At 66.2% G+C, this 18,845-nt stretch carries 19 protein-coding genes; 10 read left to right on the forward strand and 9 right to left on the reverse strand.

The window, feature by feature from the left end; genetic code table 11:
• Positions 1-11: 11 nt before the first annotated feature.
• The 6 genes from QZ471_RS05535 (at position 12) to QZ471_RS05560 (ending at position 4,896) form a co-directional block, all read left to right on the forward strand.
• Positions 12-302: a (2Fe-2S)-binding protein gene (locus QZ471_RS05535; RefSeq protein WP_007160508.1), complete on the forward strand. Its 291-nt coding sequence runs from the start codon at positions 12-14 to the stop codon at positions 300-302.
• Complete coding sequence (locus tag QZ471_RS05540; RefSeq protein WP_295461592.1) at positions 299-1,660, forward strand: FAD/NAD(P)-binding oxidoreductase; 1,362 nt, start codon at positions 299-301, stop codon at positions 1,658-1,660. The genes QZ471_RS05535 and QZ471_RS05540 overlap by 4 nt, the downstream gene beginning before the upstream one ends.
• Positions 1,657-2,793 (forward strand): FAD-binding oxidoreductase, encoded by a 1,137-nt coding sequence (locus tag QZ471_RS05545; protein ID WP_295461594.1) that lies wholly within the window; start codon positions 1,657-1,659, stop codon positions 2,791-2,793. Before QZ471_RS05540 ends, QZ471_RS05545 begins: the two co-directional genes overlap by 4 nt.
• A complete protein-coding gene (locus QZ471_RS05550) occupies positions 2,784-3,812 on the forward strand; it encodes an ABC transporter substrate-binding protein (RefSeq protein WP_295461596.1) in 1,029 nt (342 codons plus the stop codon). Before QZ471_RS05545 ends, QZ471_RS05550 begins: the two co-directional genes overlap by 10 nt.
• Positions 3,813-3,914: 102 nt before the next feature.
• Positions 3,915-4,262, forward strand: a complete 348-nt coding sequence (locus tag QZ471_RS05555; RefSeq protein ID WP_295461598.1) for a cupin domain-containing protein — start codon at positions 3,915-3,917, stop codon at positions 4,260-4,262.
• 190 nt (positions 4,263-4,452) lie between these two features.
• Positions 4,453-4,896: a DUF2846 domain-containing protein gene (locus tag QZ471_RS05560; protein ID WP_295461600.1), complete on the forward strand. Its 444-nt coding sequence runs from the start codon at positions 4,453-4,455 to the stop codon at positions 4,894-4,896.
• Positions 4,897-5,044: 148 nt separating this feature from the next.
• Here the strand turns inward: QZ471_RS05560 and QZ471_RS05565 are convergent, their stop codons facing one another.
• Both QZ471_RS05565 and QZ471_RS05570 read right to left on the reverse strand, forming a co-directional pair.
• The gene (locus QZ471_RS05565; RefSeq protein ID WP_295461602.1) at positions 5,045-5,665 is read right to left on the reverse strand and encodes a glutathione S-transferase family protein; all 621 of its coding nucleotides are present in this window, start codon (positions 5,663-5,665) and stop codon (positions 5,045-5,047) included.
• Complete coding sequence (locus QZ471_RS05570; RefSeq protein ID WP_295461604.1) at positions 5,659-6,291, reverse strand: DJ-1/PfpI family protein; 633 nt, start codon at positions 6,289-6,291, stop codon at positions 5,659-5,661. The genes QZ471_RS05565 and QZ471_RS05570 overlap by 7 nt, the downstream gene beginning before the upstream one ends.
• A 316-nt stretch (positions 6,292-6,607) precedes the next feature.
• On the opposite strand from QZ471_RS05570, the gene QZ471_RS05575 reads away from it, so the two are divergent.
• Both QZ471_RS05575 and QZ471_RS05580 read left to right on the forward strand, forming a co-directional pair.
• Positions 6,608-7,549: a GGDEF domain-containing protein gene (locus QZ471_RS05575; protein WP_295461605.1), complete on the forward strand. Its 942-nt coding sequence runs from the start codon at positions 6,608-6,610 to the stop codon at positions 7,547-7,549.
• Positions 7,550-7,734: 185 nt separating this feature from the next.
• The gene (locus tag QZ471_RS05580; RefSeq protein ID WP_295461607.1) at positions 7,735-8,769 is read left to right on the forward strand and encodes a GGDEF domain-containing protein; all 1,035 of its coding nucleotides are present in this window, start codon (positions 7,735-7,737) and stop codon (positions 8,767-8,769) included.
• Between the two features lie 5 nt (positions 8,770-8,774).
• Here QZ471_RS05580 and QZ471_RS05585 read toward each other — a convergent pair whose 3' ends face one another.
• The 3 genes from QZ471_RS05585 to QZ471_RS05595 form a co-directional block, all read right to left on the reverse strand.
• The gene (locus QZ471_RS05585) at positions 8,775-9,173 is read right to left on the reverse strand and encodes a septal ring lytic transglycosylase RlpA family protein (protein ID WP_295461609.1); all 399 of its coding nucleotides are present in this window, start codon (positions 9,171-9,173) and stop codon (positions 8,775-8,777) included.
• Between the two features lie 139 nt (positions 9,174-9,312).
• On the reverse strand, positions 9,313-9,939 hold the full coding sequence (locus tag QZ471_RS05590; RefSeq protein ID WP_295461611.1) for a hemolysin III family protein: 627 nt from the start codon (positions 9,937-9,939) through the stop codon (positions 9,313-9,315).
• A gap of 33 nt (positions 9,940-9,972) precedes the next feature.
• On the reverse strand, positions 9,973-11,334 hold the full coding sequence (locus tag QZ471_RS05595; protein WP_295461613.1) for a cation:proton antiporter: 1,362 nt from the start codon (positions 11,332-11,334) through the stop codon (positions 9,973-9,975).
• Positions 11,335-11,512: 178 nt separating this feature from the next.
• On the opposite strand from QZ471_RS05595, the gene QZ471_RS05600 reads away from it, so the two are divergent.
• Positions 11,513-13,912, forward strand: coding sequence for a DEAD/DEAH box helicase (locus QZ471_RS05600; RefSeq protein WP_295461615.1), 2,400 nt, complete (start codon positions 11,513-11,515; stop codon positions 13,910-13,912).
• Between the two features lie 346 nt (positions 13,913-14,258).
• Here the strand turns inward: QZ471_RS05600 and QZ471_RS05605 are convergent, their stop codons facing one another.
• Positions 14,259-14,726, reverse strand: a complete 468-nt coding sequence (locus QZ471_RS05605) for a DUF4442 domain-containing protein (protein ID WP_295461617.1) — start codon at positions 14,724-14,726, stop codon at positions 14,259-14,261.
• Positions 14,727-14,889: 163 nt separating this feature from the next.
• Positions 14,890-16,080 (reverse strand): sugar transporter, encoded by a 1,191-nt coding sequence (locus QZ471_RS05610; RefSeq protein ID WP_295461619.1) that lies wholly within the window; start codon positions 16,078-16,080, stop codon positions 14,890-14,892.
• 405 nt (positions 16,081-16,485) lie between these two features.
• Here QZ471_RS05610 and QZ471_RS05615 point away from each other — a divergent pair, with 405 nt between their 5' ends.
• Complete coding sequence (locus QZ471_RS05615) at positions 16,486-16,821, forward strand: DUF305 domain-containing protein (RefSeq protein ID WP_295461621.1); 336 nt, start codon at positions 16,486-16,488, stop codon at positions 16,819-16,821.
• 178 nt (positions 16,822-16,999) lie between these two features.
• On the opposite strand, the gene QZ471_RS05620 is transcribed toward QZ471_RS05615, so the two are convergent.
• Both QZ471_RS05620 and QZ471_RS05625 read right to left on the reverse strand, forming a co-directional pair.
• Positions 17,000-17,977 (reverse strand): biotin-dependent carboxyltransferase family protein, encoded by a 978-nt coding sequence (locus tag QZ471_RS05620; RefSeq protein ID WP_295461623.1) that lies wholly within the window; start codon positions 17,975-17,977, stop codon positions 17,000-17,002.
• Positions 17,967-18,845 (reverse strand): allophanate hydrolase subunit 1, encoded by an 879-nt coding sequence (locus tag QZ471_RS05625; RefSeq protein ID WP_295461624.1) that lies wholly within the window; start codon positions 18,843-18,845, stop codon positions 17,967-17,969. The genes QZ471_RS05620 and QZ471_RS05625 overlap by 11 nt, the downstream gene beginning before the upstream one ends.

Here is an 18,845-nt window from a genome sequence, read left to right on the forward strand (position 1 = left end):
GAGACCCCTCCATGGCACTGCTCAAGCGGGTGGCCGAACGCGACCGCCCGACCCTGGCCTTCACCCTCGACGGCCAGCCGGCCGAGGGCCTGCAGGGCGATACCCTGCTCACCGCCATCCTCACCCAGAGCGATCACCTGCGCGGTAGCGACTTCGGCGGCGAACCCCGCGCCGGTTTCTGCCTGATGGGCGCCTGCCAGGACTGCTGGGTGCGCCTGGCCGACGGTCGCCGGGTGCGCGCCTGCGCCACCTTTCTCGAAGCGGGCCAGCAGGTCAGCCGCGATCCGGGGCGGCCGCTGTGAGCGCCGTCGTGGTGGTGGGCGCCGGACCGGCGGGCATTCGCGCGGCCCAGACGCTGGTCGCCCATGGCCTTGCGCCGGTGCTGCTGGACGAAAGCGCCCGCGGCGGCGGCCAGATCTATCGCCAGCAACCGGGCAATTTCCGGCGGCCGAGCAAGGCGCTGTACGGCTTCGAAGCCGGCAAGGCCCAGGCGCTGCACGGCGCGCTGGAAGCCGTGCAGGCACAGCTGGACTATCGACCCGACACCCTGGTGTGGAATGCCGAAGCACGCGCCCTGGATACCCTGAGCCAGGGCCGCACTGTCGATCGCCTGGCCTTCGACCAGGTGATCGTCGCCACCGGCGCCACCGACCGCATCCTGCCGGTACCGGGCTGGACCCTGCCGGGCGTCTACAGCCTGGGCGCGGCCCAGGTGGCGCTCAAGTTCCAGGGCTGCGCCATCGGCGGCCGCCCGGTGCTGGCCGGTACGGGACCGCTGCTCTATCTGGTGGCCTATCAATACGCCAAGGCCGGGGCCAAGCCGCTGGCGGTGCTGGACAGCGCGCCCTTCCGCGACCAGGCCGCGGCTACCCCCGCCCTGTTCGGCCAACCGGCCACCTTCGCCAAGGGCCTCTACTACCGCAGCTGGCTGGCGCTGCACGGCGTACCCGTGCACCAGAGCGCCGAGCTCCTGGCGGTCGAAGGCGAACGTCGGGTGCACTCCGTGCGCTGGCGCGCCGCCGATGGCGAGGAGCACCGGCTGGCGTGCGACGCCCTGGGCTTCGGCCAGACGCTGCGCAGCGAAACCCAGCTGGCCGATCTGCTGGGCTGTGACTTTGCCTGGAATCCCCTTAATCGCGCCTGGTTGCCGGTCCGCGATGCCGGCGGGCGCAGCAGCCAGGCCGGGGTCTACCTGGCCGGCGACGGTGCCGGTATCCAGGGCGCCGACGCCGCCGAACTGGCCGGCGAGCTGGCGGCCCTGAGTCTGCTGGCAGATCGCGGTGTGGCGGTGGACGCGGCGCGAGTCGAAACCCTGCAAGGGCGCCTGGCGCGCTTCGAGGTCTTTCGCCAGGGCCTGGAGCGCGCCTTTCCCTTTCCCGCCGACTGGGCGGCCAAGGCGCCGGACGAAGTCACAGTCTGCCGTTGCGAGCAGATCAGCGCCGGCGAGATCCGCGCCGCCGTGGCCCAGGGTCATTGGGAAATCAACAGGGTGAAGGCCACCTGCCGGGTCGGCATGGGGCGCTGCCAGGGCCGGATCTGTGGCGCGGCAGCGGCCGAGTTGATCGCCTGCGCCAGTGGCCGCCCGCTGGACCAGATCGGCCGGTTGCGCGCCCAGGCGCCGATCAAGCCGTTGCCCTTTGGCGTGGAGCTGGCACCATGAGCCGGCTGGACGTGGATGTCCTGATCATCGGCGGCGGCATCGTCGGCAGCAGCGCGGCGCTGTTCCTCGCCCAGGGCGGCCAGCGCGTCGCCCTGCTGGAACGCAACTTCTGCGGCGCCCAGGCCAGTGGCGTCAACTATGGCGGGGTGCGCCGCCAGGGGCGGCCGCTGGTACAGCTGCCGCTGTCCAGTCGTGCCCATCAGATCTGGGGCAGTCTGCAGGACCTGCTGGGTACCGATGGCGAATACCTCAGATCCGGCCACCTCAAGCTGGCCCGCAGCGACACCGACTTCGCCTCCCTGCAGGCCTATGCCCAGGCCAGTCAGGGCTTCGACCTTGATCTGCAACTGCTCGACCGGAGCGAATTGCGCCGGCGCTTTCCCTGGGTCGGCGACATCGCCGTGGGCGCCTCCTTTTGCCCGGAGGACGGCCACGCCAATCCGCGGCTGGTCTCGCCGGCCTTCGCCCAGGCGGCCGCCCGTGCCGGTGCCCAGGTCTTCGAGCGGACCGCCGTGACCAAGGTCGAGCACGCTGGCCAGCGCTTCCAGATCCGCACCGCCAGTGGCCTGACCTTGAGCGCCCCCTGGCTGCTCAATTGCGCGGGCGCCTGGGCGGCGGAGCTGGCCGCCCGCTTCGGCGAGCCCGTCCCTCTTACCGCCGCCCATCCGGCCATGCTGGTGACCGAACCGCTACCCTTGTTCATGACCGCCAGCACCGGCGTGGAAGGCGGCGGCATCTATGCCCGCCAGGTGGCGCGGGGCAATTGCGTATTGGGCGGCGGGCGCGGCTTCGCTCTCGACGCCGACCGCGCCCGCCCCGGCCAGTTGGCCATCCTCGACATCCTCAGAAACGCCACCGAACTCTATCCGGCCCTCAGCGGTGCCCAGGCCATCCGCACCTGGAGCGGCGTCGAGGGCTATCTGCCGGATCACCAGCCGGTGCTCGGCCCCAGTCTCACCACCCCCGGCCTGCTGCACGGCTTCGGCTTTGCCGGCGCGGGCTTCCAGATCGGGCCGGCGGCTGGCGAAGCCCTGGCCGAGTGCATCCTGCAGGGCACGCCCCGGCACAGCCTGCAAGCCTTTTCCATCGCCCGTTTCCCTTCCCAGCCCAGGAGTTCCCAACCATGCGCCTGACCCCTGCCCTGCTCGTGGCCCTCACCGGCCTGCCCCTGGCCGCCCTGGCCGAACCGACGCTCTACCTCGGCATGAATGGCGGCACCATGGAGCGCCTCTATGCCGACAGCGTGCTGCCCGCCTTCGAGAAGGCGCACAACGTCAAGGTGGTGATCGTGCCCGGCACCTCGGCGGATATCCTCGCCAAGGTCCAGGCCAGCCCGCAGAAGCCGCCGATCCACGTGATGTTCCTCGACGACGGCATCATGTATCGCGCCATCGGCATGAATCTGTGCAGCCCGCTCAAGCCCAGCGCGTCCCTGGCGCAGATCCCCGAGAAGGCCAAGATCAAGGACCAGGCGGCCGCCGTCAGCCTGGGGGTGACCGGTCTCGCCTACAACAGCCGGCTGTTCAAGGACAAGGGCTGGGCGGCGCCGACCTCCTGGGCGGACCTGGCCGATCCCAAGTACAAGGGCAAGGTGGTGTTCCAGTCGCTGTCCTCGTCCACCTTCGGCCTGCATGGCTTCCTGATGTTCAACCGCCTCAAGGGCGGCACCGAGCAGGACGTCGACCCCGGCTTCAAGGCCTGGCCCACCACCGTCGGCCCCAATGTGCTGGAGTACATCCCCAGCTCGGCCAAGCTCTCGGAGATGGTGCAGACCGACGAGGCGGCATTGTTCCCACTGACGCCCACTCAGGTCACCGCGCTCAAGCTCAAGGGTATCCCGGTGGAATACGCGCCGCCCAAGGAAGGCGCCGTGGTGCTCAACGTCGCCGAATGCGTGACCGCCAACAACGATCAGCCGGAGCTGGCCCAGCAACTGGCGGAGTACCTGCTGACCCCCGAGGCCCAGGCGCCGGCGCTGGAACTGGGCGACCAGATCCCGTCGAACCCCAACACCCCAACCACCGACAAGACCCGCGGCCAGGTGGAGGCCATGCAGAACTACCTGAAGACCGCCGTGACCATCGACTGGGACGAGGTCAACAAGGTGCGGCCGCAATGGAACGCCCGCTGGAATCGGCAGGTGGAGCGCTAGTCGGCCGGACAGCGCAAACGCGCTGATAGACGTCGACCCTGGACAACTCAGCTTCGGGGCGACCCTTCACCCTTGGCGGCTTCCATCACCAGGAGAGCCGCCATGGCCAACCCGCCCATCACCGTTCTGCGCGACACCCAACCCTTGCCCGTGGTCGATGCCTGCAAATGGGAGCGCATCGAGGGCGAGCCCCATACCGTCAACCTCAATGCCTACACCTCCGATGACGGCAGCAAGATCATGGGCACCTGGATCTGCACCCCCGGCAAGTGGCGCGTCGACTACCTGAAGTGGGAGTACTGCCACTTCCAGGAGGGCTACTGCATCATCACTCCCGATGGCCAGGAGCCCATCCACCTTAAAGCCGGCGACATCTTCGTCGTCGAACCCGGCATGAAGGGCACCTGGGAAGTGGTCGAGACGGTACGCAAGTATTTCGTTTTCGCCTGACCGGAAGGCCGATGGAAAGCCCTTGCTAGAGAACCTTCCATCGGCGACCTATCTGCCCAGTGGGCTACCGCTCGTCATACAGATGGCGCCGGTATTCCGGCGACCGCTTGTTCGACGCCTGGCAGCAAGGCTAAAACGTGGCCCGACGCTCGACGGAGCGTCGCCATGTTCATACTCAGGAAGAGTACCTATGCTGAAAAAATTGCTGTTGGGTTCGGCGGCCCTGGGCCTGGCACTGCTGACCGGTTGTGCCTCTGTTCCGATGGAGTCACCGGAAAAGGACCAGGCGCTGAAAACCTTCACCGCTCCGCCGCAAAACCAAGCGGGCCTCTATATATTCCGGGACTCCTCGCTCGGCGGCTCCCTGAAGAAGACGGTGAAGATCGACGGCCAGACGATTGGCGAAACCGCCCCCCATACCTACTTCTATCGACTCATTACTCCAGGTCACCATGTATTGGCCACCGAATCCGAATTCGGGGAGAACACTCTCGATCTGGATGCCAAGGCGGGCCAGAACTACTACGTCCGGCAATCGATCAAGCTGGGCGTTTTCGTCGGTGGCGCCAAGCTGACCCTGGTACCGGAAAGCGAAGGCAAGGGAGGCGTGCGGGATTCGAAGCTCGCGCAATAGAGGTACGCCGCGGCTTCCGCCTGCCATCACTGCCGGAGCCCGTACAGGACTCCGGCAGTTCGCTACAAGTGCCTACCCTTCCAGGTAACTCCTACCCTCCAACCTGTCTCGAAACACCCTGCTGTCTTTCTCGCTCCGATTCCCCTGCTCAGGGCGTGGCATCGCTCGCATAGCAGGCCCAGGCCGGTCGCGTGCCCAACCGTTCGAGATAGGCCTCGATGGCCGGCGCGGCAATGCGCTCCATTGGGGTGCTGCGCCAGCGGTGCAGCGACAGACCCAGGGCGATGTCGGCCAGGCTGAACTCGCCGGCCACATAGGGGCCGTGCTGCGCCAGGTGGGCTTCCAGAATGGCGACCCGGCCGTTCCAGGCGGCGATCCCCTCCGCCAGGCGCTGCGGATCGGGTTCCGCTGGCTGCTGCTTGACCAGCGCCAGATAGGCGTAGCTCCAGGCCGGATTGAGTTCGCAGGCCTGCCAGTCCAGCCACTGATCGACCCGCGCCCGGGCGCGCGGTGCGGTGGGATAGAGCGCCTCGCCGCCATGGGCATTGGCCAGGTAGCGCAGGATGCTGTTGGATTCCCAGAGCACGAAATCGCCGTCCAGCAGCACCGGGATCTGGCCATTGGGATTCCACCGCAGGTATTCGGCGGACTGCGCCGAGCGAAAGCCGGCGCCCCAGTCCTCGCGCTCATAGCCCAGGCCCAGTTCGTCGAGGCACCAGAGCACCTTGCGGACATTGATCGAAGAGATGCGGCCAAGAACTTTCAGCATGCCGAGGCGACCTCCAGGGGTGAGTAGCTGAGATAGGGGTCGATATTGCCAAGCGCCCGCTGCACATAGTCTTCCTTTTCCCCTACCGGTGCCACGTAGTGCAGGGCCTCAGCCGCGGCCTCGCGGCCTACCAGGCGGGCGATAGCCCAGGCGGCGAGGTAGCTGGACGCCAGGCAGCCACCGGCCGTGGCCAGGTTGCCGCGGGCGAAGAAGGGCTGTTCCAGCACCTCGATGCCGGCCTCCTGCACCCAGGGCTTGGTGGTGAGATCGGTGCAGCCGGGGACCCCGTCGAGCAGGCCGAGCCGGGCCAGCAGCAGGGTGCCGGAACACTGGGCACCGATCAGCTGACGCTTGGGATCGAGTACTGACAACTGCTTCAGCAACGCCTGGTCCTGAGCGAATTCTCGGGTACGGCTGCCACTCCCCACCAGAACAGCGGTGCAGTCCGCCAGTTCGTCGAAGCCGGCCTGACGTTCCAAGCGGACGCCATTCATGGAGGTCACCCAGGGCGTGGGCGCCATCAGGGAGACTCGCCAGTCCGGGCGCCTGATGCGATTGAGGATGCCCAGGGCGATCAGGGAATCCAGTTCATTGAAGCCGTCGAAGGTGAGGATGGCGAGGTGCATGGTGGTACCTGGGGGACGGGTTGAATCGAGATTCTTGGCCCTGCCGGGTGGTCCCGAACAGATACAGTGCCCCGCGAAGCCACCCATACACCGACACCTCCCGTTCCAACCGCTCTAAAACGCGCGATTGCACGACTCTCCCCTTTGAGTAATAGCCCCTGGCCATTAAAGTAACGCCCCGGCCGGGCCTCTCACCCGATTCGCCAGTCACCCAGCGGCCCGCTTCCCAGTCAGAGACGTTATGGACGACGAAACGCGTTACGAGCAGCATGTCAGACGCGTCCTGCGTACTCCCCTACTCTTCTTGCAGCCCTTGATGCTGGCCACGTGGCCCCTGAGTCTGTGGATCAATCCCCTGATCGACAGCCCCTACCAGACGCGCTACTACCTCATGATGCTGCTGTTGCTGGCGATCAGCGCGCTGCTCAGCGTGGCGCGCAGTTCACGCATGATGAGTCTGACCTTCACCGGTAACATCTGGGCGCTCGCCCTCGCCTTTCGCCTCGAGATCCACGATGGCGGCGCGGTGGGTCATTACTGGAACCTGCCCATCGTCCTGATCGTCATTCTGGGCACCTGCGGCATGACCTATCGCCTTTCCCACTATTTGACCACCCTGACCGGCGCCGGCGTCATCCTCCTGGCCGGTCAGGAGCAGTTGGCGCCCGCGGCCATGCCCAGGCAGTTGGTCTGGTTGCTGATCGCCGCGGCCTTGGCCATCGGCATCGCCTACAACCATGCCAACAGCAAGTGGATGCGGCGGACGTTCAGGCTCAAGGAGCGCTATCGCCTCCTCGCGGAAACCGACGAACTGACCGGGATCGCCAATCGGCGCCGGCTGTTGCAGCTAATGGAAACGGCACGGGCTGCCCAGCGCACGTCGCCTGACCATTTCGTCATGCTCGACATCGACCATTTCAAGGCGATCAACGACAGGCACGGCCACCAGGTCGGTGACGAGGTGCTGATCGCCATTGCCCGGGAGATCGGCCAACTGCATCCGGCCCTGCAGGGCGGGCGGCTGGGCGGGGAGGAATTCGGCCTGCTGATCACCGGACTGGACGCAGCCGAGGTGGACCGGCTGCTGGTCGACTTGCGCAAGCGCCTGATGAACGCCGCCCCGCTGGGCATCACCTTCAGCGCCGGCGTGATGCAACTTACCCCAGAGGTGTCGCTCAACGAGCTTCTGCGCCGCACGGACGAGTGTCTTTATCGGGCCAAGCGTAGAGGCCGGAACCAGGTGGTCTGGAACGGCTAGTCCTTCGCCTTCGCGCTGAGCGAATCGCCTTGGCTCAGGCGCCTGTGAGACGCACCTAGAGCCCCGATCCAGAGGGCTGGGAAGAGGACAGTGATAGCCCATAGCCGCTAAAGTATTGGCAGCGATAGCCGACAAACTTCTCCAGGCCCCTCAACGCATCCGCGCTTGGCTACCTAGAGACGTTCATGGACGAAGAATTTCGCTACGATCACCACGCCAGGCGACTCCTGAAGCTTCCTCTGCTCCTGCTACAGCCGCTACTGCTGACGATCTGGCCCCTGAGCCTGCTGAGCAATCCGCTCATCGCCAACCCCTACCAACTGCGCTACCTGGGCATCATGACGCTGCTGGTGAGCGTCAGTGCGCTACTGGCCGCCAGTATCCTATTTGGCCTGGCCCGCAGCGCCGGCATGATGATCCTCGCCTTCACCATCAATGTCTGGTCGATTGCCTTTGCCTTTCGGATCCAGATCGATGATTCAGGCCCTCTTGGCCTCTATTGGAATCTTCCCGTCGCCCTGCTGATCACCCTGAGCACCTGCGGCCTCATCTTTCGCATGTCCGGCTATCTCCTCATCATTGCCGGTTCTTGGTTCATCCTCTTCATCGGGGAGGATCGCCTGGCACCGGAAACCATGCCCTGGCAACTGGTCTGGATTCTGATCGGCGCCGCCCTGGCCATCGGTATCGCCTACAACGCCGTCAACAGCCACTGGATGCGCCGGACCTTCCTGCTCAAGGAGCGTTACCGCCTGCTCTCGGAGACCGATGAGCTGACGGGCATCGCCAATCGCCGCAAGTTGCTGCAGGCGGTGGAAGCCGCGCTGGGCACCAGCCACCAGAGCGCCGGGCATTTCATCATGCTCGACATCGATAACTTCAAGAGCATCAACGATCAGCACGGGCATCACACGGGAGACGAGGTGCTCAGACTGGTGGCCAGGACGATGAGCACCCTCGATTCCGCGCTCACCTCCGGGCGACTGGGTGGCGAGGAGTTCGGTTTGCTGGCGCAAGGCTTGTCGGATCAGCGCGTGACGGAATTGCTCGGCGAGTTGCGTACGCGCCTGAGGCAGATGGAACAGCCGCAGATCACCTTCAGCGCCGGTGTGGTGCGGCTGCACCCGCAAACTCCGCTGGCCGAATTGCTCAAGCACGCCGATGAGGGGCTCTACCTCGCCAAGCACCAGGGCAAGGACCAGGCCATCTGGTCCGCCTGAACGCCCTACTCCAGCTTTTCCACCTTCACCGGGGTGGTGCCATCCTCGACCATGTCCACCCGCCGCGCAGCAGCACGGGAAAGATCGATGATGCGCCCGCGGATATAGGGGCCGCGGTCGTTGATACGCACGATAACGGCGCGATCGTTCTCCAGGTTTGTTACCTTGACCCGGGTGCCAAGTGGCAGGGTCTTGTGGGCGGCGACCAGCTCGTTGTTGTTGAAGGTCTCACCGCTGGCGGTTTCCTTGCCATGGAACTTGCGTGCATAGAAGGACGCCTTGCCGCGCTGTTCGAAGCTGGCTTCCTTCTTGACCGGCGCCGCGACGGTCTTGGCGTCCTTTTCCTGGCAGGCGGTACAGGCGAGGACCAAGAGCAAAACGACAAATCTGGGACGGAGGAACACGTTTCACCTTCCTCTTCTTCTTCGTTCTGGGGAGGCAACGCAGGGGTAGATCGTCTAGCTCTGAGCGGGCCAGTCGCCGAGAGGTTCGGCGGAGCTGGCCAATGGCCTTCCCATCTGTGATGCATCCCTCACGCCCGGCTCAGCGCGCGGGCAGCACGTACCTCAGGATGGCGACGAAATGCAGGGCGCTGCCGGCCATGACGAAGCCATGCCAGATGCCGTGCCAGTGGCGGAAGCGGTCGTCGAAGACGAAGAACAGGATGCCGACGGTGTAGAGCACCCCGCCCGCCACCAGCCAAGCGAAGCCGGCCTCTCCCAACTGGGCCTTGAGCGGCCCGACCGCCACCAGCACGATCCAGCCCATGGTGGCGTAGATCACCAGCGACAGGACGCGCGCCTCGGAGCGCGGCTTGATCTCCTGCAGCATGCCGATCAGCGCCAGCCCCCAGACGATGCCGAACAGCGTCCAGCCCCAGGGGCCGCGCAGGGTCACCAGGCAAAAGGGTGTGTAGCTGCCGGCGATGAGCAAGTAGATCGACAGGTGATCGAGCTTCTGTAGCAGGCGTTTCGCCCGCCCCTTCACGCTGTGATAGAGGGTGGACACGCTGTAGAGGATCACCAGCGCCACCCCATAGATGGTGACGCTGACGATGCGCCAGGGATCGCCCTGCAGGCTGGCCAGCACCACCAGGGTGATGGCACCGGCCAGGGCCAGTAGGGCGCCGATGAGATGGGTCCAGGCATTGAGCCGTTCGCCGTGGTACATGCGTCCTCCGTCATTCAGGGCGCAAGGGCCGGTTCAGGGTCTCGCCGAGTCCTCGCGACGGTTGGTGAGGCGCTCGTAGCGGTCGAGCAGCGGTTGGATGGACACGCCATGGACCGCGATGCTCAGGGCGACCACCGACAGGGTCAGGTCGACGATGGTCCCGGCCCAGTCGGCCGTGACCTGGTGCGTGAGCGCGTAGCACAGATAATACAGGCTACCGATGCCGCGGATGCCGAACCAGCCGATCAGCGCCCCCTGGTGGCGATCGATACGGGTGAAGGGCAGCACGGTAGACACCCCCAGCGGGCGGATCACCACGAACAGCAAGGCGCCTAACAGCAGCGCGCGGCTGTCCCAGTGGGTGATGAGCACCACGCCGAGCAGGGTCACCAGCAGCACCTCGAAGGAGCGCTCCACCAGGCTGCCGAAGGCGAGCATGTCGCCCATCATCACCCCGGCGGCCATGCGCGGTTCTTCGAGGTCTTCGGCATTGGCCACGGTGGCGCGCTCCGGCGCTCCGGTGAGATGCCCGATCACCGGCTGCGCCAGGTGCTCGGAAGGCGTTTCCGCATGGCCGGAGGTCTGCACCTCGGCCTGGCGCAGGCCCAGGCCGGCGGCGAACACCGCGAGAAAGCCGAAGGCGCCGATCTCGTCGGCCAGCACATAGGACAGAGCGATCAGCGCCAGGGCGAGGAAATCGTTGGGCGAGATGGTGCTGTCGCCATGGCGGGTGCGCAGGTAGATCATCAAGCGGCCCACCCCCTTGCCCATGACATAGCCCAGCAGCAGGCCCGCCGGCACGCCCCAGACCACGTTCTTGAGAAACCACTCCAGGGTCCAGCCCCACTGGAGTTCGCCGTGCTGCAAGAGCAGCAGGCCGAGCAGCACGAAGGGAAAGGCGGTGCCGTCGTTGAGCCCTGCCTCACCGGAGAGGCCGAAGCGCACCCGGTCGAAATCCTGGGCGTGGTTGACCTGCACCAGCCCGGCCAGCACCGGATCGGTGGGCGCGAGAATGGCGCCGATCAGCAGCGCCACGCCCCAGGGTAGGCCCAGCAGGTAATGGGCGACCAGGCAGACCCCGGCGATGCTGAGGATCATCACCGGCCCGGCCAGCAGATAGGCGCCATGCCAGGATGAACGATGGAACGACAGCCGCAGCTTGAGGCCGCTGACGAACAGCGAGAAGAGCACCGCCACTTCGGTGAGATGGCCGATCCAGGTCGCCGACTGCTGAAAATTGACCTCGGCCAGCCCCAGGCCGATGGGGCTGATAAGCATGCCGAAGCCCAGGCAGACCACCGAGGTGGTCACCGGCAGCCAGCGCAGGTAAGCGGAGGTCAGGGCTAGGATCATCAACAGCGATCCCAGCACCCCGACCCAGACGAGAAAAGTCATGAGTGCGTGTGATCCAGAACGAAAGAAGAAGAGCGAGTGACGAACGCCATGCTCATGATGGAGACTGCGTCAACGCAGCCGCGGTGCCCCCGGTCTGCCGAATGGTGCGCCCGGCCGTGACCCCGGCGCCCCGGCCGGGGTCCCATGCCCTATAGCCCCCAGGAAAGCCTCCTCCCGCATGAGCGATCACCGCCTCCGCAAGCAACGCCGTCTCGACCGCCTGCAGCGTTTCCTCGACTGGGCCAGCCGTACCCATCCGGCCTTCGTCGCCAAGCAACAGCACCAGGAACTGTGGATCAAACCCTACGCCGGCTATCCCTTGCCGCACCTGGGACGGATCGCCAAGGCCTTCTGGCTGGGCCTCGACGAAACCGCCGCGGTAGCCGCCGGCAGCGCGCCCGATCCCGACAGCCTGCTCGGCCAAGCCCTGCTCGGTGCCGGCAAGACCTTCGGCTATCCCGTGGACGTCTTCGGCAGCCCCAAGCTCTTCACCGGTGGTGCGGCGAGTGAGTTGCTCGACGCTCATTGGGCGCTGAGCCTGGACGATAGCGACTCGGCCGCCACCTTCGCGGCGGTCGTCCAGCAGCGGCTGGGTGAGGCCGTGCGTGAGCGCCTCAAGGTGTTGCAGCAGCCCTTCGGCGAGATGGCGGAAGAGGATCGCCAGCGCGTGCTGGAGCGGGTCCCCCAGGCGTTGATCCGCCTGGACGACTTCCTGCCGCGGGTGACGGACATCCTCAACGAAGTCCGCCATGAGCTGAGATTCAGCGTGGTGCTGGTCCACGACGACATTCGCCTGGAGATTCCCCGGCGCCTGGCGGCCAACCAGGGCCGGCTGCTCAGCGAGGCCGATGTCCTGGCGCTCAAGACCGAGGCGGAGCAGGAACTGCGCGCGCGCTTCGCCGTGCTGGTCAATGAAGCTGACAGCCTGGACTTCGACCTGCACCAACTGGGCATCCCCCGTCTGCAGGAGTTGCTGCGCCTGGAGCACGACAAGTTGCGCCGGGCCCTGCGCCAGTCGGTGGAGCAGCAGCGCGAGAAGATGGCCTTCGCCGTGCTGCTGGAACATAACCCGCGTTTCGGCCAGTACCACCAGAATTATCCCGCCCGCCGCCTGACCCGCACCTGGGTCGCCCTGCTCGGCCCTACCAACAGCGGCAAGACCCACAGATCCATCGAGGCCATGGCGGCGGTCACCCATGCCATCTATCTTTCCCCCCTGCGGCTGATGGCCCTGGAGAACCAGGAGCGCCTGGAATCTCTCGGCGTGCCCTGCTCCCTGGTCACTGGCGAGGAAGAGATCATCCGCCCAGGCGCCACCCACTTCTGCTGCACCGTGGAGGAGTTCGCCCGCTTCCGCCGCCAGCAATGGGAGGTGGTGGTGGTCGACGAGGTGCAGATGCTGGCCGACCCACAACGCGGCTGGGCCTGGGTCGATGCCCTGGTCAGCGCCCAGACCAAGCGCCTGCTGATGACCGGCCCGGCGTTGATCGAGCCCTCGCTGCGCACCCTCTGCGCGCTGTGCGAGGACCGCCTGGAGATCAGGCCCACCAAGCGCCTGTCGCCGGTCACGGTGGCGCGCCACAGCACTACCCTGGAGCGGCTGGAGCCCGGCTCGCTGCTGGTGGCCTTCAGTCGCCGGGTGGTGCTGGAACTCAAGGGCCTGCTGGAAATGGCCGGACGCCGGGTGTCGGTGGTCTACGGCGCCCTCTCGCCGGAGGTGCGCCGCGAACAGGCGCGACGCTTCCGCGAAGGCGAGACCGAGATCATGGTCGCCACCGACGCGGTCGGCATGGGCCTCAACCTGCCCGCCCACACCCTGTGCTTCTACACCGACGAGAAATTCGACGGGGTGGAGAATCGGCCGCTGCGGGTGCAGGAGGTCAAGCAGATCGGTGGCCGCGCCGGGCGCTTCGGTCACCATGCCGAGGGCGAGATCACCGCCCTGGCGCCCCATGTGCTGCGCAACATCAAGCGGCTGTTCCACAGCCCGGACGACCCGGTGGACCTGCACCAGTTCCAGGTGCGGCCGAGCCTGGAGCACCTGCGCGCCCTCTCGGACTTCATGCAGGAGCCCAGCCTGCTGCGCAGCTGGCTGACCTTCAATCGCAACATCAACTACGGCGACGCCTTCGTCTCGGTACTGCCCGATGAGTTGGCGGAGTGGATCAAGCTGATCGACCTGCCCGGTATCGACTTCCAGCTGCGCTGGATCTTCGCCTGCACCCCGATCCGTGGCGGCCTGGACGGCCCGGCCAGCGGCCAGGCCCAGCGCTGGCTGAGAAGCGTCGCGCGGGGCGAACCGGTGGACCTGCCGCGCATCCCTCTGGGCACCGATCTCGCCGGCCTGGAAAGCGCCCTGCACGTGGTGGAAACCTATCTGCACCTGGCGCGTAGCCTACCGGAGCTGTTTCCGGCTCTGGCGCGCGGTGAAGAGCATCGCAGCCTGCTCAACGAGGCCATCACCCGCGAACTGTCACGCCGCCGCCGACCCCGCGGCCAGGAAAAGGGTCAGGGCAAGGGCAAAGGCGAGCGCCGCCAGGGACGCGGCGAACGCCGCGGTGGACGCTTCGGGCGCTAGGCAGAGCGGAAAGTCGCCAGCGGTCACGCTACCGATCGCGGCCATGGGCCGCTCCTACAGGGGAGTGATGCTCCTGTAGGAGCGGCCCATGGCCGCGATAGTCCAAGCCAGAACGGCCGCATCGGTGTACCGCCTTGGCCGCGATCAGCCGGGTAGCGTGGATAACGGCGAAGCCTTATCCACCCATTGAAGCGCCCTATCCGTGGACCACGCTACCGATCGCGGCCATGGGCCGCTCCTACGGGGAGTGATGCTCCTGTAGGAGCGGCCCATGGCCGCGATAGTCCAAGCTAGAACGGCCGCATCGGCGGACCGCCATGGCCGCGATAAAGAAAGACAGTCGCTCCTATTGGGCCGTCCCTAGCGGCGTCCGCGCCTTGAAGCTCCAGGTGAAAAAGAATTCCGCCACCTGCTCACCGCTTTCATCGATGCCGACACTGCGCAACTCCACCTGCTGGGGTTCACCGGTCTCCCGGGCGAGCGCCAGGGCAGCGGCGATGGCCTCGCCCTGGTCGCAGCGAAAGACGAGGGTGCCCACCGCCTTCTTGGTGAAGCGGGCGTTCAAGGCCACCACCAGCATGGCGTAGCGCTGGCCGGAACGGCGGATGTGCCAGTCGGCGAGGATGCCGGTGGAGAACTCCGCCGCCATGCCCTCCACCGCCCAGAACATGCTCTTGAAGGGATTCTGGTTCAGCCAGCCAAGAGTCACCTGGATCTGGCAGCCGGCCGTATCCAGTTGGCGCAGGCGCAGCCCGGCGAGCTTGGCGATGGGCACCTTGGTCCAGACGAAGAGATTGAACAGCAGTCGATTCATGGCAAGCGCATCCGGCGGCCTGGCCGGAGCGCCAGGTGCCTGGCAGCTTAGCGCGTCGCCCCGGGCCGCTCCACGCTCGCCGGGCGCGGCTCGGTAGACAGTTCGCGACCCTCGAGTCGCGTGATCGCAGGCGTCTCGTACGGACCGAGACGCCGGCAAGGCGTCACAGCGGATTGGCGTTGAGCTGCTCGGCGTAGCGACGGGTCATGAACACCGCGAAGGCCAGGCCAGCCACCGCCAGGCCACCACCGACGAGGCCGATGTAGGGCATACCGACATGGGTGCCCACCACGCTGCCCAGCAACGCGCCGCCGCCGATGCCGACGTTGTAGATGCCGGAGAACAGCGCCATAGCCACGTCGGTAGCGTCCTTGGCCAGGGCCAGCACCTTGGCCTGCAGCGCCAGGCCGAAGCTCATGATGGCGATGCCCCAGACCACGCTGAGGCCTTCGAGCAGGTAGCCCTTCCAGGCGAACGGCAGCAGCAGGAGCAGCGACAGGGCGATGCCGGCGATGGCCACCACCAGGAAGCCATTGGGGAATCTCAGGCTGTAACGGCTGAACAGCAGCGAGCCGATCACCCCGGAACCGCCGAACAGCAGCAACAGCGCGGTGATCATCATGCCGCTCATGCCGGCCACCTCGATGGCGAACGGCTCGATATAGCTGTAGCCGGTGAAATGGGCGGTCACCACCAGCACCGTGAGCAGGTACACGCAGAGCAGTGCCGGGCGCTTGAACAGCACCGGCAGGCTGGCCAGGGAACCGGAATTCTCGCTGGGCAGCAGCGGCAGGTTGCGCGCCAGCCAGATCACCGTGCCCACGGCCACCGCGGCGATGGCGAGGAAGGTGTAGCGCCAGCCGAGCAGCTCACCCAGCACCCGCCCGAGGGGAATGCCCAGTACCATGGCCAGACAGGTACCGGTGGCCAGCAGGCCGAGGGCCTGGGTCTGCTTGCCGGGCGGGGCGATGCGCACGGCGAGCGAAGCGGTGATCGACCAGAACACCGCGTGGGCGAAGGCGATGCCGACCCGACTGGCCACCAGGGCCTCGAAACTCCAGGCCACGCCTGACAGCGCATGGCAGGCGATGAAGACCACGAAGACGAACACCAGCAGGCGCCGTCGCTCGATGGCGCGGGTGGCGAGCATCATCGGCAGGGACATGAGGGCGACCACCCAGGCATAGATGGTCAGCATCAGGCCGACCTGGGAGGCGCGCATGTCGAAGCTGCGGCCGATGTCGCTGAGCAGCGCCACCGGGACGAATTCCGTGGTGTTGAAGATGAAGGCGGCCAGGGCCAAGGCGATGACACCGGACCAAGTGGGTTTCCGGGCTTCGGCGTTAGCATCCATCAAAGATCTTCTACTCCAGAGCGGGTGGGTGGATCGCGGCCTTGCTGAGGCCCGACGACGAAAACCCACGAGCAAAACCGCTACCCGCCTGCGACGAAGGGGTCGCGAGCGAGAGAGTTGCCGTAGGGAGGATTGGTATTGAATGTAGTAAAAATTCTACGCCGTTGCTTCGGGCAACCACAACCGCCACGGGTTCCCAACTGTCCGACGCTTGTCTAAGTCTTGACGCCAACTCCTTGTTCGGCAGAGCTTTTTCACGCGACGCTAGGCCTCCCCCGCTGCGACAAAACATCGCGAAACCTTTCTGCGGCGCCAGGCGCCAAGTAGGCGAGGCGTAGCGGTTGACCTTGCCCTAAGGGCAAGCTCTAGCCTCGGCATCGTCACCTTCTTCCAGGAGCTTCTCCCATGCGTTTCGTCCTTCCCACCACCCTGCTCGCCCTCACCCTGCTGGCGAGTGGCGTCGTCAATGCCGCCGAGGACAACCACCAGGCCCACCAGGACATGCAGAAGAGCATGGAAGCCATGCACCAGGGCATGGAAGAAGGCCTCAAAGCCAAGGACCCGGATCTCGCCTTCGCCAAGGGCATGCTGGCCCACCACGAAGGCGCCGTCGACATGGCCCGCTACCAGCTCCAGCACGGGAAGGACCCGGAGATGCGCACGCTGGCCGAGAACATCATCCAAGCCCAGCAGAAGGAAATCGATCAGCTCAACCGCTGGATCAAGGCCCACGGCAAGTGACAGCCCAGCGTGCGCAGGACTGGCACAGTGCAAGGCCAGTCCTGTCACGGCGATCGTCATCCTGCTGATCGACCATCTTGGTTGCTCCGCAAGATAAGGGTTGGCGAGCGGCAGCAGGACACCAAGGGGCGCCCTCGGGGGCACCACCCGGTGTCGTACCGCCGCGGCGTTTTACTGGCTAGGCAAGAAAGAAGCGATGTAGTTTTTCGAGTTGTTGGTTGTAGCGACGGCGCGCCGCCAGGGCCTCCTCCAGAGTGATGGCGACGAAGCGGGCCTTCTGGTTGGGTTGCATCTGGGCCATGCGGTTGAGATCCGGGCTGATCACCGTACCGATGGTGGCGTAGCCGCCGCCGGATACCGCATCGCGGTGCAGGATGATTGGCTCCAGCCCGCCGGGCACCTGGATCGAGCCGATCGGATAACAGGCGTCGACGATGTTCGACGGATCGGAGCCGGCGCCGAACGGCTGCTCGCGCGGCTCGAACGCCAGAGGGGTGCCCCCCTTGAAGCGGTAGCCGGTGCGATCCGCCTCGGAACCGACGATCCAGGTGTCGGCGAAGAATTGCTCAGCGGCCTGCGCCGTCAGGCGATGGTGATAAAGGCCGGGCAGCACCCGCAGACTGACCTCACCGCCGACGTCGATCTGCAGCGAACGCGGCAACCCCAGGCCTTCGCGCCCGCGTCCGCTCGGTTCGCCCAGCGGCAACTCGTCGCCGGCCTGGAGGCGCCGACCGTTGAACCCGCCGATGGCCCCCAGGCCGTAGGTCGAGCGGCTGTCCAGCACTGGCGGCACGGCAATGCCGCCGTCGATGGCGATATAGCCGCGGGCGCCCGCCTTGATGAAGTCGAAGCCCAGCACCTGCCCGGCACGCACCCGGAAGGCGGTGTCCAGCGGCATCTCGGCGCCCTCCAGGCGCGGGGTCATGGCCGCGCCGCAGATCGCCACCAGCGCGTCGCGCTGGAATTCGAACTGCGGGCCGAGCAGCGTGCATTCGAGCACCGCCGCGGTGGCCGGATTGCCCACGAGCAGGTTGGCGGCGTGCAACGCGTATTGGTCGAGCGCCCCGGACGGCGGGATGCCCAAGTGGTAGTAACCCTCGCGGCCGCCATCCTGCACCGAGGTCGCAAGTCCGGGCTTGAGCACCTTAAGCGACATGAAGCACCTCCTGCAGGCGCTGCGTGCAGCCCTGGGGATCGTTGAGGAAAGCGTCGAGGTCGAACTCGACCGGACGGATACGCAACGCGAAACTACCCGCCTCCACGGCGGCGATCGCCTGGTCGTACTCGGCACGCTCAATGGGCTTGAACTGCACGATGTCGCCGGCGCGGAAGAACACCATCGACTCCTTCAGGTAGTCCAGGCGCTGCTGCGGGTCGTAGATCGGCGCCGGGGTGACGCCGAACATCTGGTAGCCGCCAGCGCCCCGTACCGAGTAGATGCAACCGAAGCAGCCGCCGTGACCGAGGGTCAGTTTCGGCGTGTCGGTGCGCGGCCGCAGGTACTTGGGCACCTGCAACTGCCGCTCGCGCTCGACCATCTGGTACATGAACGGCAGGCCGGCGACGAAGCCGACCATGGAGACGAACCACGGCGTGCCGCTGTGCGCCTCGATGAACGCCTGGGTGTCCCGGTAGCCGTTGATCCGCGTCGCGTATTCCAGGTCGGTGGCGGCCGGGTCCTGATGGCGGTCACGGAAGCGCATCAGCGTCTCGTGGGTCCAGGGGTCGTTGTACAGCACCGGGATCTCGATGATCCGTGTCTGGATACGCCGCTCGGTGGTGGCCAGCGCTTCCAGGTCACGCACCCGGTCGAGCAGCGCCTGCGGAGCGATCAGGTCGGGATTGAAACGTACCTGGAACGAGGCGTTGGCCAGGCAGACGTCCAGCACACCGGGAATCCGCTGCTGCTCGATCGCGCGGGTAACGGCCATGCCACGAAAGAACGCCGCCAACGACATGGACTCGGCGACCTCGGCGAACAGGTGCTCGTCGCCGCCGAAGCTGTAACGGATCTGCTCATGCAT

This window comes from uncultured Pseudomonas sp. (genome assembly GCF_913774235.1).
Classification (GTDB): domain Bacteria; phylum Pseudomonadota; class Gammaproteobacteria; order Pseudomonadales; family Pseudomonadaceae; genus Chryseomonas.

Excerpts from the sequence above, each read along its gene's own strand:
- QZ471_RS05560 (WP_295461600.1), top strand. The coding sequence starts at position 4,453 with ATGCTGAAAAAATTGCTGTTGGGTTCGGCGGCCCTGGGCCTGGCACTG.
- QZ471_RS05545 (WP_295461594.1), top strand. The coding sequence starts at position 1,657 with ATGAGCCGGCTGGACGTGGATGTCCTGATCATCGGCGGCGGCATCGTC.
- QZ471_RS05550 (WP_295461596.1), top strand. The coding sequence starts at position 2,784 with ATGCGCCTGACCCCTGCCCTGCTCGTGGCCCTCACCGGCCTGCCCCTG.
- QZ471_RS05575 (WP_295461605.1), top strand. The coding sequence starts at position 6,608 with ATGCTGGCCACGTGGCCCCTGAGTCTGTGGATCAATCCCCTGATCGAC.
- QZ471_RS05590 (WP_295461611.1), bottom strand. The coding sequence starts at position 9,939 with ATGTACCACGGCGAACGGCTCAATGCCTGGACCCATCTCATCGGCGCC.
- QZ471_RS05615 (WP_295461621.1), top strand. The coding sequence starts at position 16,486 with ATGCGTTTCGTCCTTCCCACCACCCTGCTCGCCCTCACCCTGCTGGCG.
- QZ471_RS05555 (WP_295461598.1), top strand. The coding sequence starts at position 3,915 with ATGGCCAACCCGCCCATCACCGTTCTGCGCGACACCCAACCCTTGCCC.
- QZ471_RS05535 (WP_007160508.1), top strand. The coding sequence starts at position 12 with ATGGCACTGCTCAAGCGGGTGGCCGAACGCGACCGCCCGACCCTGGCC.
- QZ471_RS05595 (WP_295461613.1), bottom strand. The coding sequence starts at position 11,334 with ATGACTTTTCTCGTCTGGGTCGGGGTGCTGGGATCGCTGTTGATGATC.
- QZ471_RS05625 (WP_295461624.1), bottom strand. The coding sequence starts at position 18,845 with ATGCATGAGCAGATCCGTTACAGCTTCGGCGGCGACGAGCACCTGTTC.
- QZ471_RS05565 (WP_295461602.1), bottom strand. The coding sequence starts at position 5,665 with ATGCTGAAAGTTCTTGGCCGCATCTCTTCGATCAATGTCCGCAAGGTG.
- QZ471_RS05620 (WP_295461623.1), bottom strand. The coding sequence starts at position 17,977 with ATGTCGCTTAAGGTGCTCAAGCCCGGACTTGCGACCTCGGTGCAGGAT.
- QZ471_RS05605 (WP_295461617.1), bottom strand. The coding sequence starts at position 14,726 with ATGAATCGACTGCTGTTCAATCTCTTCGTCTGGACCAAGGTGCCCATC.
- QZ471_RS05570 (WP_295461604.1), bottom strand. The coding sequence starts at position 6,291 with ATGCACCTCGCCATCCTCACCTTCGACGGCTTCAATGAACTGGATTCC.
- QZ471_RS05600 (WP_295461615.1), top strand. The coding sequence starts at position 11,513 with ATGAGCGATCACCGCCTCCGCAAGCAACGCCGTCTCGACCGCCTGCAG.
- QZ471_RS05610 (WP_295461619.1), bottom strand. The coding sequence starts at position 16,080 with ATGGATGCTAACGCCGAAGCCCGGAAACCCACTTGGTCCGGTGTCATC.
- QZ471_RS05580 (WP_295461607.1), top strand. The coding sequence starts at position 7,735 with ATGGACGAAGAATTTCGCTACGATCACCACGCCAGGCGACTCCTGAAG.